The following is a 13,466-nucleotide window of genomic DNA, read 5'->3' as shown; positions in this document are numbered from 1 at the left end:
ACAAATCAGCCTTTCTAAGGTACAGCTTCGAAGGCCGGGCCCCCTGCCGAACGTTTCATCGTTGCGTCATGGCAAGCTGGGCGGGTGACTACAAATTCGGCGGACCAGGCCGCCCTGCTAACATTCGGCGTCGACGGCGGGACGTTCCGGCTGCGCCCCGCCGCCCGCGCGGACCTGCCCGCCATTCTCCGGCTGCTCGCCGACGACCAGCTGGGCTCCTCGCGCGAGGATGCTGCGGATCTGGCGCCGTACCAGACGGCCTTCGACGCGATCGACGCCGATCCGGCCCACCTGCTGCTGGTGGGGGAACTGACACCGGAGCGCGGCGCCGGGCCCCGGGTGGTGGCGACCTTCCAGCTCAGCTTCTTGCCCGGGCTGTCCCGGCGCGGGTCGTGGCGTGCCCAGCTCGAGGCCGTGCGGGTCGCCGGCGAACTGCGGGGCCAGGGCGTCGGCGCCGCGATGGTGCAGTGGGCGCTCGGGGAGTCGCGGCGGCGTGGCTGTTCCCTGGTGCAGCTCACCACGGATAAGTCGCGGACAGCGGCGCACCGATTCTACGAGCGGCTGGGGTTCGCGACCAGCCATGAGGGCATGAAGCTGCTGCTCTAGCGGCCGCGCCGGCGGCAGCCGCACCGTTGACTCTTAGGCCGCCTAACTGTTAGGCTCCCTAAGTATGAGTGAACACCCGCTGCCGGATCCCGTACTGCTCGCCCTCTCCCGGGATTTCCGGGAAGCCCTGCGCCACAGCATCTACCTGGTCCGGCGCTTGGACGCCGACGGCGAACTCAGCGCCGCCCAGCTCAGCACTCTCAAGATGCTGCTGGACAGCTCCGAAGACAGCGCCGGGGCCAACGGCGTGCGGGTGGGTGAGATTGCCCGCAACCTCGGGGTCAAGGTTCCCAGCGCCACCGAGCAGATCATCAAGCTCGAACGGGCCGGGCTGGTCCGGCGTGAGGCGGATCCGGCCGACTCCCGGGCCGTCCGCGTCAAGCTCACCGCCGAGGGCCACGCCGCCGTCGAATCGGCCAACACCCGCCGCAACGCGGTCATGGCAGGGATCCTCGGCTCACTCACCGATGCGGAACGGCAGGCCCTCGCGGCCGCCATCCCGGTGATCGGCAAGATCAACGAGAGCCTGCAGCCCTGACAGCCAGGCCACTGCCTGCCAGGAACAACGACAGCAAGAACCCACAACCTTAGGAGCGCCCTCCATGGACGGCCAGCTCACGGCCCCCGCGCCGGAAGCAACATCAACCCTTGAGGCCGAAAAAGCCTCGCTACTCAAGCAGCCCAAGGCGGTCTGGGCCACGGCCCTGGCGGCGGTGTTCGCGTTCATGGGCATCGGGCTGGTGGATCCCATCCTGCCCGCCATCGCCAAGAACCTTGACGCCACCCCCAGCCAGGTGTCCCTGCTGTTCACCAGCTACTTCATGGTCACCGCCATCGCCATGCTGATCACCGGCTTCGTCTCCTCCCGGATCGGCGGCAAGCGCACGCTGCTGGCCGGCCTCGCCATCATCGTGGTGTTCGCCTCGCTGTCCGGCCTCTCCGGCAGCGTGACCGAACTTGTCGGCTTCCGTGCCGGCTGGGGGCTGGGCAATGCCCTCTTCGTCGCCACCGCCCTGGCCGTGATCGTCGGCGTCGCCAGCGGCGGCGCCGGGACCGCCATCATCCTCTACGAGGCGGCGCTGGGCCTGGGCATTTCACTCGGCCCGCTGCTGGGCGCCTTGCTCGGGGGGTGGCAGTGGCGTGCCCCGTTCTTCGGCACCGCCGTCCTGATGGCCTCGGCCTTCATCGCCCTGATCGCCCTGCTGCCCAAGACCCCGCTGCCGGAACGGAAGGTCCGGCTCCGGGACCCGCTGCTGGCGCTGGGCCACAAGGGCCTGCGGACGACGGCGGCCAGCGGGCTGTTCTACAACTACGGCTTCTTCACCATCCTCGCCTTCACCCCGTTCATCCTGGGGATGGACGCCTACGGGATCGGCGGCGTGTTCTTCGGCTGGGGTGTCGCCGTCGCCGTCTTCTCGGTGTTTGTCGCCCCCGCGCTGCAGCGGCGCTTCGGGGCTGTCCGCGTGCTGAGCGGCACGCTGGCGCTGCTGCTCCTGGACCTGGCCGGCCTCGGCCTGGCCGCGGGGCACTCGGTGCCCGCCGTCGTCGTCCTCGTGGTGGCCTCCGGCGCCCTGCTGGGGATCAACAACACGATCTACACCGAGCTGGCCATGGGCGTCTCCGACTCGCCGCGGCCCGTGGCCTCGGCCGGGTACAACTTCGTGCGCTGGATGGGCGGCGCACTGGCGCCGTTCGCCGCGGCGCAGCTGGGTGAACACTTCGGGCCCCAGGTTCCGTTCTTCGCCGCGGCGGTCGCCATGGCGCTGGCGATCGCGGTGGTCCTCGGCGGGCGGCGGTACCTGAGCACGCACGAGCCGCACCTGGTCTAACCCGCCGGACCTACAGTTGAGGCCCATGTTCCGCGGAACATGGGCCTCAACTTTTTGTTCGTGCAATGCCGCGGGGGCTACTTCTTGGCGGAACCCTTCGGCACGAACAGCGTCTCCGCGTGCTCCAGCGCCATGCCGTTGGTTTCCGGCACCTTGAACATCACGAAGAAGAACGACGCCGCCGCGAACAAGGCGTACATGGCGTAGGTCAGCGGCAGCGAGGCTGCCGCCATCACGGGGAAGCTCAGCGTGATGGCGAAGTTCGCGATCCACTGGGCGGCCGCGGCCAGGCCCAGGGCGCGGGCGCGGATCCGGGACGGGAAGATTTCACCCAGCAGCACCCAGACCAGCGGGCCCCAGGAGGCGCCGAAGCTGATCACGAAGACGTTGGCGGCCACCAGGGCGGCGGGGCCCCAGGCGCCCGGGAGCGTGATCGCATCGCCGGATCCGGTGGCGGATCCGAAGGCGAAGGCCATGGTCGCCAGCGAGACGGCCATGCCGATGGAACCCGCCAGCATGATGGGGCGGCGGCCGATCCGGTCCACCAGTGCGATGGCGACCAGGGTGACCAGGATGTTGGTGATCGCGGTCGCCACGGAAATCGTGAGCGAGTCCTTCTCCTGGAAGCCCACAGCTTTCCAGAGCGTCGTGGAGTAGTAGAAGATCACGTTGATGCCGACGAACTGCTGCAGCACCGACAGGATGATGCCGATCCACACCACCGGCTGCAGGCCAAGCGCCTTGCCGCGCAGGGAGCCCTTCTGGCCGGCGAGCTTGTCCTCCTCGATGGCCTTCTTGATGTCACGCAGGTGGCGGTCGGTGTCCTCGTCCGGCGCGATGGATTCGAAGACCTTGAGGGCGTCCTCGTCCTTGCCCTTGAACACGAGGAACCGCGGCGATTCGGGAAGCGTGAAGGCGATCCAGCCGTAGACGACGGCCGGGACGGCGCCGGCAATGAACATCCAGCGCCAGGCCTCGATGCCGAACCACAGGTTCTGGTCGGCGCCGCCGGCGAAGTTGGCGAACACGGCGTCGGAGAGCAGCGCCGCGAAGATACCGGTGGTGATGGCGAGCTGCTGCAGCGACGCCAGCCGGCCGCGCACGTGGCGGGGTGAAATCTCGGAGATGTAGGCCGGGGCGATCACCGAGGCGAGGCCGATTCCCAGGCCCCCGACGAGGCGCCAGAAGATCAGGTCCCAGACGCCGAACGCGAAGCCGGTGCCGAAAGCGCTGACCAGGAACAGCAGCGCGCCGAGCTTCATGGCGGGGATGCGGCCGTAACGGTCCGCGACCTTGCCGGCCAGGTAGGCGCCGGCCGCGCAGCCAAGCAGGGCGACGGCGACGGCGAACCCGGTCACGGCCTCGCTGAGCGCGAATTCTTCCTTGATGGCGTCGACTGCGCCGTTGACAACCGAGGAATCGAAGCCGAAGAGGAAGCCGCCAACGGCGCCCGCCACGGCCAGCCAAATGACCCGCTTGGGGATCTTGGCGACGGTCTGGTCTTGGGTGGTGGTCATGTGGCTCCCTCGGCAATTCGTGGTCAGCGGCTCACGCCGCAGCTACCCAGTCTGACACCGGGGATGCCGCGATGCACGTCACAGGACGGGAAAATGAGAGCAAGCTTACAATTCCTGAGGAGATGCGCCGCGCGGCCCACCGGCGGCGTCACGCCGGACCCACTTTCGACGTCGGCGGCCCTGGAAGGCCGCGTCCCGGCGGCCAAAAGCGTGGGCAGGCAGTCCAAAAGACTGCCTGCCCTGACGTGCTGCGGCGTGTGCCCTAGTGCGCGGGGACGGCCTCCTTGGCGGCGGCCTTCGGGTCCGTGAGCTTCTTGTTCGGCAGCGCGAAGCTGATCAGGAAGGCGACGCCGGTGAGCACGGCGGCGGTGAGCATGACGGCGTCGATCGACTGGGCGAATCCTTCGGTGATCGGCCGTGTCAGGCTGGCGTTCGCGGTGTGCAGCCAGCTTGTGTCGTTCAGCGAGTCGTTGCTGGCGCCGTTCTTGAAGAACTCGTAAAGCTTGGCGTTCGCGGGGTCGGCGGCAACGGCCGGGTCCTTGAGCACTTTGAGGTAGTCCGCGTTCTGCGCGGCGGCTTTCATGCCGGTGGCGATCTTGTCCGCCGCGAGGCTGAACAGCATCGAAATGAACACCGCGGTCCCCACGGCACCGCCCATGGAGCGGAAGAACGCGGCGGAGGAGGTGCCCACGCCCATGTCCTTGGCCGGAACGGAGACCTGCATGGCGAGGGTGAGCGGCTGCATGCAGAAGCCCAGGCCCAGGCCAAAGAACACAGCAATCGCGCCGGGGACCCAGAGCGGCGTATCCACGCCCAGCGAGAGTCCCATAACGACGGCGGCCGCGGTCAACACGGCGGTGCCCAGGATCGGGAAGATCCGGTAGGTGCCGGACGCCGAAATGGTCCGGCCGGCCGTGATGGACCCGGTGAGGATGCCCACCGTGAAGGTGATCATCATGAGCCCGGCCTCGGTGGGGGTGAGGCCCTTGACCAGCTGGAGGTACATCGGCAGCATCGCGATCGCACCGAACATGCCGACGCCGATGATGAAGTTCAGCAGCGAGGAGAGTCCGAAGGTGATGTTCTGGAACAGCCGGAGGGGGATCAGGGCGTAGTCGCCGGCGCGCTTCTCGGCCAGCAGGAACGCGACGATGCCGATGATGCCGAGTCCGTAGCAGAGGAAGGCCCCGGTGGAGCTCCAGCCCCAGGTCCGGCCCTGTTCGGCGACGAGCAGCAACGGCACAATCGCCAGGGTGATGGCGGCGGCGCCCCAGTAGTCGATCTTCTGCTTCAGGTGCTTGGCCGGCAGGTGCAGGTAAAGGAAGACGACGGCGAGGGCGGCCAGGCCGATCGGGATGTTGATGAAGAAGACCCAGCGCCAGCCGTCAAAGCCCAGGATGTTGGCGGAACCGGCAAAGGCGCCGCCGATCACCGGGCCCAGCACGGAGGAGATGCCGAAGACGGACATGAAGTAGCCCTGGAACTTGGCGCGGTCCTTCAGCGCCACGATGTCGCCGATGATGGTCAGCGCGAGGGCCAGCAGGCCGCCGGCGCCCATGCCCTGGATGCCGCGGGCGATCGCGAGCTCGGTCATCGAGTGGACCGAGCCGGCGTAGAGCGAGCCGGCCAGGAAGATCAGGATCGCGGCGAGGTAGAGCGGCCGCCGTCCGAAGATGTCGCTGAGCTTGCCGTAAAGCGGCGTGCTGACGGTGGAGGTGATCAGGTACGCCGTCGTTGCCCAGGCCTGCAGCGAGAGGCCGTCCAGGTCGTTGGCGATGGTGTAGATCGACGTGGACACGATCGTCTGGTCCAGGGAGGACAGGAACATGCCGAGCATGAGGCCCACCATGACGGTGATGGTCTGACGGTGCGTCAAGACCTCTCCGGGCAGGCGTGAGGACGTGGTTTTGGACATAACCGCTCCAAGGGGAAGTTTTTTGGGGTCAAGCAGGAAGGTTGCTTTCAGTAACTATCTTAGGGCCTGCTTTGTTCCCGCCCGCACCGGCTCCTTGGGCGTTGCCGTCCAGTTCCCGCCCACCCGCTCAGCGTTCCAGCAGGATGCCGTCCGGGTCGCACCAGATCAGCTGGCCGGGCCGGACGGCGACGCCGTCGATGTCCAGCTCGACGTCGGCCTCCCCGGCGCCTGCCTTGGCGCTCTTGCGCGGGTTGCTGCCGAGCGCCTTAACCCCGAGCGGCAGGCCGGCGACCGCCACCCGGTCCCGGATGGCACCGTTGATCACGACGCCGGCCCAGCCGTTCTCCACGGCGCTCGCCGCGATCAAATCCCCCATCAGCGCGGTGCGCAGCGAGCCGCCGCCGTCGACCACCAGCACGGCGCCGTTGCCCGGCGTGCCCAGCATGGCCTTGACCAGGGCGTTGTCCTCGAAGCAGCGGATGGTCCGGACCGGTCCGCTGAAGTGGGTGTGGCCGCCGAGCGACTGGAACTGCAAGGAGATGGAGTCCAGCTCCTCGCCACGCTCGTCGTAGAGGTCGGCGGTGTTGACGGGATTTGAGGGCTGGTCTGGCACTGGTTCTCCTTGGCTGCGTGAATAAGCGGTGGGCGTTGCTGCCCACGATAGTCTGGGCCCACACTGATCATCAGCTTCAGTCACCAGTTCCGGGGGGAACCACATGAGCCTGTCCAATGCCGCGGCACCGGCCCTTGCCGAGCCGGAACGCCGTGTCCGCCCGGTCTGGACGGCGGGTGTGGTCTTGGTCAACGTGGGCATTAATGCGGCCTTCTTCGGCCCGCTGCAGGTGCTGCTCGGCCAGCAGGCGGCGGCCTTCAACGAGGGCGAAAAGGAGGCAATCCTGGCCCTCGTGACCGGGGCGGGGGCGGCCGTCTCGCTCGTGGCCAACCCGTTGTTCGGCGCCTTGAGCGACCGGACGGTTGCGCGCCGCGGCCGCCGGGTGCCGTGGGTCCTCTTCGGTGCCATTCTTGGCGCGGCCGCCCTCACGGCGCTCGCCGGCGCCCCGAATGTCGCCGTCATGACCATTCTCTGGTGCCTCGTGCAGGCCGGCTGCAACGGAGCCTACGCCGCCATCACCGCCGCCATCCCGGACCGGGTGCCGGTACCGCAGCGCGGCACCGTGGGCGGGCTCGCCGCGATGGGCCAGACCGTGGGCATCCTGATCGGCGCCGTGATCGCCGCCGTCGTCTCCGGTAACTTCGCGCTCGGCTACGCGTTCTGCGCCGTGGCGCTGCTGGCCGGCGTCGGACTGTATTTCTTCCAGAACGACGACGTCGCGTTGCCGCGGCACGGCCGCCCGCCGTTCAAGCTGGGCGAATTTGCCAGGAGTTTCTGGATCTCCCCGGCCCGATACCCGGATTTCGCCTGGGCCTGGCTCACCCGCCTGCTCGTGAACATCGGCAACCACATGGTGACGCTGTACCTGCTGTTCTTCCTCACCGACGCCGTGCGCCTGCCCCAGACGCAGGGCATCGAGGCGGAGTTCGGCGTCCTGATCCTCACCGGCCTGTACGCGGTCATGGTGATCATCACGAGTGTGATCGGCGGCCGGCTCAGTGACCGGATGGGCCGGCGCAAGCCGCTCGTTATCCTCTCCTCGGCCGTCATCGCGGCGGCCGCGCTGATCCTCGCCTTCGCACCGACCTGGCCGGGGGCGCTGATCGGCGCCTCGGTGCTGGGCATCGGCTTCGGCTCCTACCTCGCCGTGGACTTCGCCCTGATTACCGAGGTGCTGCCGACGGCGCTGAACCGAGGCAAGGACCTGGGGGTCATCAACATCGCCAATTCGCTGCCGCAGGTGATCGCGCCGCTTATCGCCTACCCCTTCGTGGCGCTCTGGGGAGGGTACGTTTCGCTGTACGTCGCGGCCGCGGTGATCGGCCTGCTCGGCGCTGTCTTCGTGGTCAAGATCAAGGGCGTGGACTAGGCGTTCCGGGGGTCCGTGTGACTGGCAAACGGCCCCATACCGTGCCGTATAGTGGACGGGATCGCCGCGGCAGTGCTGTGGACTAACCCTCCCGGCTGCCGAGAAAAACGACCCCGGAACGCTGCTGATGCCTGAATTTCCTTCAGATCTTCCACCAATGGCCCCGCCGCCCACCCTGCCCCGGCAGCGCCTGCGCTATGCGCGGATCCTCGACGTCGCAGCCGGCTTTGCCCGCAAGGGACTCGACTCCGTGGTTCTCTCCGAGGTGGCAGCCAGGGCGGACGTACCGCTGGGCACCCTGTACCGCTATTTCCCCTCCTCGGCGCAGCTGATGCTGGCCCTGTACCGCAAGCAGCTCGGCGAGCTGCACCTTGGCGAATGGCCGGCGGGGACCAGGGTGCCGGTGCACGCCCTGGTGGGCGCGGTGATGGAAATCTTCCACATGCGCCTCATGCAGCCCGCAGTGGAGCAATGCCTGACCCGCGCGGTCTACGCGAAGGACACGGACACCACCCGCCTGCTGCGGGACATTGACGCGACGGCGGAGAAAGCAGTGACCGCGGTCAGCGGCGACCCCGCCGTCTCGCGGGTCCTGCTGCTCACCGTCACCGGCCTGGTGCAGTCCGTCCGCTGCCGCCGGCTCTCGCTCTTCGAGGCCGAAGAGGACCTGAAGAAGGCCTGCTCCCTGCTGTCCCGGGGGCGCCAGGCCGCCCAGCCGGTCTAGACCAGTTACCGGAATGTGTCCGGCCGAATCTCCGGCCGGCGACCGCGTTGCTTACCATGGCAGAACCGGAGCGGCGCGAGCGCCAGCACTTCCGGAGCTTCACCCGCAGGCCCGCCACCCCGGGGCCGCCGCCGGAGTTCCGCCAGACCATCTCGGGCACCCTGTGCCCCAGCAGCCAAGTGCCGTATGCCCACGGTGAGCCCCAGGAGACAACGACGTGTCCATTGAAACGACCATTCCCGCCGATCCCACTGCCCCCGAAGGGGCCGCAGAAGCGCCGGTAGCGGCGCTCAGCGACGAGGAGATCTTCGCCTCCCACCAGGGCGGCAAGCTCTCGATTTCCAGCACCGTCCCGCTCGCCAGCAAGCGCGATCTGTCCATCGCCTATACGCCCGGTGTCGCCCAGGTCAGCCGCGCCATCGCAGCCAACCCGGAACTGGCCAAGACCCTCACCTGGGCCCAGCGCCTCGTGGTCGTGGTCAGCGACGGCACCGCAGTGCTCGGACTTGGCAACATCGGCGCCAGCGCCTCGCTGCCCGTCATGGAAGGCAAGTCCGCCCTCTTCAAGGCGTTCGGCGACCTCGACTCCATCCCGCTTGTCCTCAACACGACCGACGTCGACGAGATCGTCGAGACTCTGGTCCGGCTGCGTCCCAGCTTCGGCGCGGTTAATCTTGAGGACGTTTCGGCGCCGCGCTGCTTCGAACTCGAGGAAAAGCTGATCGAAGCCCTCGACTGCCCTGTCATGCACGATGACCAGCACGGCACCGCCGTCGTCGTCCTCGCCGCGCTGACCGGTGCAGCGAAGGTGACGGCCCGCGAGCTCAAGGGACTCCGCGTGGTGGTTTCCGGTGCCGGCGCGGCCGGGATTGCCGTCGCCGAAATCCTGCTGACCGCCGGCATCGACGACGTCGTGCTGCTGGACTCCCGCGGCGTGATCAACCGGGACCGCGCGGACATCGCCGCGGACCCGGCCAGCAAGAAGGCCCAGCTGGCCGTCCGCAGCAACCCCCGCGGCGTCTCCGGCGGCCCCGGCGAGGCGCTCCTCGGTGCGGACGTGTTCATCGGCGTCTCCTCCTCCCGGCTGGACGAGGAGCACTTGAAGCTGATGAACCACAGTTCGATCGTTTTTGCTCTTTCCAACCCGGATCCCGAAGTGCTGCCGGAGGTCGCGTCCAAGTATGCGGCCGTCGTCGCCACGGGCCGCAGCGACTTCCCCAACCAGATCAACAATGTGCTTGCGTTCCCAGGCATCTTCCGCGGCGCCCTCGACGCCGGTGCCCGCCGCATCACTCCGGCGATGAAACTCGCCGCGGCGCGCGCCATCGCGGACCTGGCCGAGGACGATCTCTCTGCCGACTACATCGTGCCGAGCCCGCTGGACCCGCGTGTGGCCCCGGCCGTGTCGGCGGCCGTAGCCGCGGCGGTGGAGGCGGAATAACCAGCCGCCGCCGTGGCCAACCCTAAACTGGGGGCATGAACCCCGAGATCATCGTGACCGTCCTCTGCGGGCTCGCTATTCTGGTGGGCGTGGCGGGCATCGTCATCCCTGTGCTCCCCGGCAGCATCCTGATCGGCCTCAGCCTGCTGGCCTGGGCGCTGTGGGGCGGTGCGGGAACCACCGGCTGGGTGGTCTTTGGCGTTGGCCTGGCCTTGGTTCTGGCGGGAATGGCGGCCAGCGCCGTGCTGACCGGCCGCAAACTCAAGGAACACCGCATTCCCAGCCGCAGCGTGGTGACAGGCCTGGTCTTTGGGGTGGCGGGCATGTTCCTCATCCCGGTGGTAGGACTCTTCGTGGGGTTCGCCGCCGGCCTGCTGCTCAGCGAATCCCACCGCACCCGGGATTTCCGGACCGCCATGACCACCAGCTGGGCGGCCTTGAAGGCCACCGGTGTGGGCATGCTGGTGGAGTTCGGTCTGGCTTGCCTTGCCGCGAGCACCTGGGTGATCGGCGTCTGGGTGGCTGCCGCCAGTTAGCCCTTCCACCGGCTGCCAAGGGTGCACTACTAGCATGGAAGAATGAGCGCCGGACAGTCCCCAGGACCCATCTATCGCGACACCCGTGACCTCACCCCGTTCGGCGTCCCGCAGGTCCGCACGCCGGTGCTGGACATCGCAGACGGCGTCGGCGGCATCCTGCATACCGCCCTGGGCGGCCGGAACGGGGCGCTGCTCAGCGTGGACGGCGCCACCCCCCGGCTCAAGCGGATGCCCGGAAAAGCGGCGAAGGCGGTGTACGAGGCGACCTTCCACAACACCGACCCCAACCGGCTGATCGCCTTGGGCCGCGCCTACCCGGGCTGGGCCGGGCTTTGCTACGTGCTGGCTGGTCTCCTGGCGCACAAGCAGGGCGGCTACCTGCGGGCCTCGGAGCTCCTCCAGCGCGGACTCACCACCGGGAACGACGACGACGCCAACCGGTTCGCGTCCGGCTATCTGACCCGTGTGGTCACCCGGGTCGAAGTAGCCGAGCGCATCGAGGTTCCGGTTCTCTTCAGCGAGGAAGCGGTGTTCCTCGCGCTTTCGCACTCCCTGCGGGAGACAGGCCACCTGGAGGCAGCGCTGCAAACCGTGGCCTCGCTTCCGCCGTCGCTGCCCGCGGCCCTGGCCCGGTGCTCGGTGGCGTTCTCGATGGGCCGGGACAAGGAAGTGATGGTCTGGACGGAGGGGCTGCTGAATGCCGACGACCTCTCGGCCGCGCTGCTGCTGATCCGCGCCCGGTCACTGCGCCGCCTTGGTGCCGCGACGGCCTCCCAAGCGGCGGTGAAGGAAGTTCTCCGGCGGCGGAAGACCCACCTGGCACTCCGAAATGATGCCCTGACCGACCGCGCCTTGCTGCTCCTGGACAACGGCCGCAAATCACTGAATCCCCGCGACTGGCTGCGCGGCCGGCCCGCCCAGCTGGAAACTTTCGAGGTCATCCGCAAGGACGTGGAGGAACGCAGGCTCTGGGAACAGGAATGGAAGCAGTTGAACGGGGAATGATGCCGTCCTGGCGGTTGCCGGAGGGCTACTGCCAGATGGTCTGCGCAGCCAGCGGCACCAGCTGTTCGCCCAGCAGCACCAGGCCCAGCGCCACCATGATGATTCCGCTGGCCAGCGTCACCCGGCGGGCAGCGCCGGGCCGGGTGTGCAGGAGCTTCCGGGCCAAGAGCGCCACGCAGCTGTAGACCACGGCCACCAACAGGACAAAGGTGAGCCCCAGCAGGCCGGACTGCAGCGGCACGGACAAGGCGGCGTCGGTGCTGACGAACTGCGGGACCAGGGCAACGAAGAAGAGCAGCCCCTTAGGGTTGATGCCGCTGGTGCCCATGCCCTGCAGGAAGACCCGGAACTGGTTGGCCTGGGCCGGCGCGGTGGCGGCTTGGCCGCCGAAGCTGGCGCCCCGCCAGGAGCGTACCGTGCTGACGCCGAGCCAGAGCAGGTAGCCCGCGCCCGCCACCGTAAGCCAGCCCAGGAGCCCGGGCATGCCCGTGATCACGGCGGCCAGCCCGGCGGCCAGGAGTGCGGTGTGTACGACGTAGCCGCCGCAGAGGCCGGCCACTGCGGGCACGAAACTGCGGTCCTTGAGCCCGGCGGCGATGGAGTAGGCCCAGTCGACGCCCGGGGTGCAGGCGAGGGCCACGGCGACGCCGATGAAGGCGAGGAACAGCTGGGGGTTCACGGCGGACTCCTGACGGTGGGCTCTAGGAGTAAGCCTAGGAATTTTCGGGCCAAAAGTGCTTACTGATTTCGCCCGTAAAGCCGTGCCGACGGTAAGGTTATTGCGTGATTGACCATATTGACAGAAGTATTTTGCGCAACCTCCGTGAAGACGGCCGGATGACTGCCACGGCGCTCGCGGCGAAGGTCGGGCTGACCGTGGCGCCGTGCCACCGGAGGCTTCGCGAGCTGGAGACGTCCGGCGTCATCCGCGGTTACCGCGCCGACATCGATCCGGCCGCCGTCGGGCTGGGCTTCGAAGCGATTGTGTTTGTCACGCTGCGTCAGGTGGACCGCGCCACCATGGAGATCTTCGAGAACCGCGTGGCGGAGAACCCCAACATCGTCGAGGCCCAGCGGCTCTTCGGCGAGCCGGACTATCTGCTCAAGGTCATTGCAGAGGACCTCCCGGCGTACCAGCGCTTTTACGACGCCGAGCTGACCTCGCTGCCCGGCGTCGAGCGTCTAACCTCGACGCTGGTCATGAAGAACCTGAAAGCGAATACCGGCCCGCCCGTCTGATCCGGGCGGTTAGCCTTCCAGCAGCCCTGTGGTCCGGTAGGGGATGACCTCGCGCAGGAACATGCTGGTGGACGTCCGCACAATCCCCGGACACAGCCGGATTTCCTCGGAAACCCGGTAGAGATCGTCGGGGCTCGTGGCGACCACCCGGATCAGCAGGTCGGTGTCGCCTGCGGGCGCATGGCATTCGAGCACCTCCGGGATGTTCCGTAACGCGGCGATCGCCTCATCCAGGTGGCTCTGGTCCAGTTCGGCGCTCACCGCCGCTGCCACTCCGCGACCCAGTGCGGAGGGCAGTACCCGGCTGCTGTTCGGGCGGAGCGCGCCCGACGCCGTCATCCGCTCGAGCCGGGACTGGACAGTTCCGCGGGCCAGGCCCAGTTTCTGGGCCAGCACCATGATGGGGACCCGCGGGTCAGCATCCAGGGCCAGGAGGATCCGGCGATCCGTCGAGTCGAGCTGCTGCAATCTGACCACTTCCTGCCAATAGTCGAAGCTCTCAATGGTCAATCTGACCAACGAGCGCGGCGCCCGTTGCACCAACTGTATGGCTACTGCTCAAATAGTGGCAACAAGGGATGCGGGCCACCGCCGGCACCCGAAGGCTACAGATCCCCCGGCACACCTCCCGGACCCTGGATGAGGCATCCCGCAAGGAGCCCGCCGCTG

The 13,466-nt window shown here is 68.1% G+C and carries 14 protein-coding genes; 9 read left to right on the top strand and 5 right to left on the bottom strand.

Annotation, left to right across the window (positions count from 1 at the left end):
* Positions 1-84 precede the first annotated feature (84 nt).
* The 3 genes from AC1DH3_RS14965 to AC1DH3_RS14955 all read left to right on the top strand — a co-directional run bounded on the left by AC1DH3_RS14965 (position 85) and on the right by AC1DH3_RS14955 (position 2,435).
* Complete coding sequence (locus AC1DH3_RS14965; protein ID WP_441419243.1) at positions 85-606, top strand: GNAT family N-acetyltransferase; 522 nt, start codon at positions 85-87, stop codon at positions 604-606.
* A gap of 64 nt (positions 607-670) precedes the next feature.
* Positions 671-1,144 carry a MarR family winged helix-turn-helix transcriptional regulator gene (locus tag AC1DH3_RS14960; protein ID WP_441419244.1) on the top strand — a complete coding sequence of 158 codons (474 nt, stop codon included), beginning with the start codon at positions 671-673 and terminating at the stop codon, positions 1,142-1,144.
* 64 nt (positions 1,145-1,208) lie between these two features.
* Positions 1,209-2,435 carry an MFS transporter gene (locus AC1DH3_RS14955; protein ID WP_476893407.1) on the top strand — a complete coding sequence of 409 codons (1,227 nt, stop codon included), beginning with the start codon at positions 1,209-1,211 and terminating at the stop codon, positions 2,433-2,435.
* Positions 2,436-2,512: 77 nt separating this feature from the next.
* On the opposite strand, the gene AC1DH3_RS14950 is transcribed toward AC1DH3_RS14955, so the two are convergent.
* The 3 genes from AC1DH3_RS14950 to rraA form a co-directional block, all read right to left on the bottom strand.
* On the bottom strand, positions 2,513-3,952 hold the full coding sequence (locus AC1DH3_RS14950; RefSeq protein WP_441419246.1) for a sugar porter family MFS transporter: 1,440 nt from the start codon (positions 3,950-3,952) through the stop codon (positions 2,513-2,515).
* Between the two features lie 262 nt (positions 3,953-4,214).
* Positions 4,215-5,867 (bottom strand): MDR family MFS transporter, encoded by a 1,653-nt coding sequence (locus AC1DH3_RS14945; protein WP_441419247.1) that lies wholly within the window; start codon positions 5,865-5,867, stop codon positions 4,215-4,217.
* A gap of 127 nt (positions 5,868-5,994) precedes the next feature.
* On the bottom strand, positions 5,995-6,480 hold the full coding sequence (gene rraA / locus AC1DH3_RS14940; protein ID WP_441419248.1) for a ribonuclease E activity regulator RraA: 486 nt from the start codon (positions 6,478-6,480) through the stop codon (positions 5,995-5,997).
* Positions 6,481-6,583: 103 nt separating this feature from the next.
* Between rraA and AC1DH3_RS14935 the strand changes: the two genes are divergently transcribed.
* From AC1DH3_RS14935 to AC1DH3_RS14915, 5 genes are all read left to right on the top strand, one after another.
* Positions 6,584-7,849, top strand: a complete 1,266-nt coding sequence (locus AC1DH3_RS14935; RefSeq protein WP_441419249.1) for an MFS transporter — start codon at positions 6,584-6,586, stop codon at positions 7,847-7,849.
* Between the two features lie 127 nt (positions 7,850-7,976).
* Positions 7,977-8,573 carry a TetR/AcrR family transcriptional regulator gene (locus AC1DH3_RS14930; RefSeq protein ID WP_441419250.1) on the top strand — a complete coding sequence of 199 codons (597 nt, stop codon included), beginning with the start codon at positions 7,977-7,979 and terminating at the stop codon, positions 8,571-8,573.
* A 235-nt stretch (positions 8,574-8,808) separates the two neighbouring features.
* On the top strand, positions 8,809-10,014 hold the full coding sequence (locus AC1DH3_RS14925; RefSeq protein WP_476909685.1) for an NAD(P)-dependent malic enzyme: 1,206 nt from the start codon (positions 8,809-8,811) through the stop codon (positions 10,012-10,014).
* 35 nt (positions 10,015-10,049) lie between these two features.
* A complete protein-coding gene (locus tag AC1DH3_RS14920; RefSeq protein WP_476909658.1) occupies positions 10,050-10,550 on the top strand; it encodes a DUF456 domain-containing protein in 501 nt (166 codons plus the stop codon).
* Between the two features lie 42 nt (positions 10,551-10,592).
* Positions 10,593-11,558 carry a hypothetical protein gene (locus AC1DH3_RS14915; protein WP_476909657.1) on the top strand — a complete coding sequence of 322 codons (966 nt, stop codon included), beginning with the start codon at positions 10,593-10,595 and terminating at the stop codon, positions 11,556-11,558.
* Between the two features lie 25 nt (positions 11,559-11,583).
* On the opposite strand, the gene AC1DH3_RS14910 is transcribed toward AC1DH3_RS14915, so the two are convergent.
* Complete coding sequence (locus tag AC1DH3_RS14910; protein ID WP_441419253.1) at positions 11,584-12,237, bottom strand: LysE family translocator; 654 nt, start codon at positions 12,235-12,237, stop codon at positions 11,584-11,586.
* Positions 12,238-12,341: 104 nt separating this feature from the next.
* On the opposite strand from AC1DH3_RS14910, the gene AC1DH3_RS14905 reads away from it, so the two are divergent.
* A complete protein-coding gene (locus AC1DH3_RS14905; RefSeq protein WP_175323527.1) occupies positions 12,342-12,797 on the top strand; it encodes an Lrp/AsnC family transcriptional regulator in 456 nt (151 codons plus the stop codon).
* A 9-nt stretch (positions 12,798-12,806) separates the two neighbouring features.
* Here the strand turns inward: AC1DH3_RS14905 and AC1DH3_RS14900 are convergent, their stop codons facing one another.
* The gene (locus AC1DH3_RS14900; RefSeq protein ID WP_476893436.1) at positions 12,807-13,265 is read right to left on the bottom strand and encodes an Lrp/AsnC family transcriptional regulator; all 459 of its coding nucleotides are present in this window, start codon (positions 13,263-13,265) and stop codon (positions 12,807-12,809) included.
* Positions 13,266-13,466 lie beyond the last annotated feature (201 nt).

The organism is Arthrobacter sp. 05L428, assembly GCF_056397665.1.
The sequence above is the reverse complement of the archived record's forward strand: the minus strand, read 5'-3'. Positions and strand labels throughout refer to the sequence as shown.

What these genes read in the sequence shown, in the direction of transcription:
- AC1DH3_RS14960 (WP_441419244.1), top strand. Translation starts at nt 671, where the DNA reads ATGAGTGAACACCCGCTGCCGGATCCCGTACTGCTCGCCCTCTCCCGG.
- AC1DH3_RS14955 (WP_476893407.1), top strand. Translation starts at nt 1,209, where the DNA reads ATGGACGGCCAGCTCACGGCCCCCGCGCCGGAAGCAACATCAACCCTT.
- AC1DH3_RS14950 (WP_441419246.1), bottom strand. Translation starts at nt 3,952, where the DNA reads ATGACCACCACCCAAGACCAGACCGTCGCCAAGATCCCCAAGCGGGTC.
- AC1DH3_RS14945 (WP_441419247.1), bottom strand. Translation starts at nt 5,867, where the DNA reads ATGTCCAAAACCACGTCCTCACGCCTGCCCGGAGAGGTCTTGACGCAC.
- AC1DH3_RS14935 (WP_441419249.1), top strand. Translation starts at nt 6,584, where the DNA reads ATGAGCCTGTCCAATGCCGCGGCACCGGCCCTTGCCGAGCCGGAACGC.
- AC1DH3_RS14930 (WP_441419250.1), top strand. Translation starts at nt 7,977, where the DNA reads ATGCCTGAATTTCCTTCAGATCTTCCACCAATGGCCCCGCCGCCCACC.
- AC1DH3_RS14920 (WP_476909658.1), top strand. Translation starts at nt 10,050, where the DNA reads ATGAACCCCGAGATCATCGTGACCGTCCTCTGCGGGCTCGCTATTCTG.
- AC1DH3_RS14915 (WP_476909657.1), top strand. Translation starts at nt 10,593, where the DNA reads ATGAGCGCCGGACAGTCCCCAGGACCCATCTATCGCGACACCCGTGAC.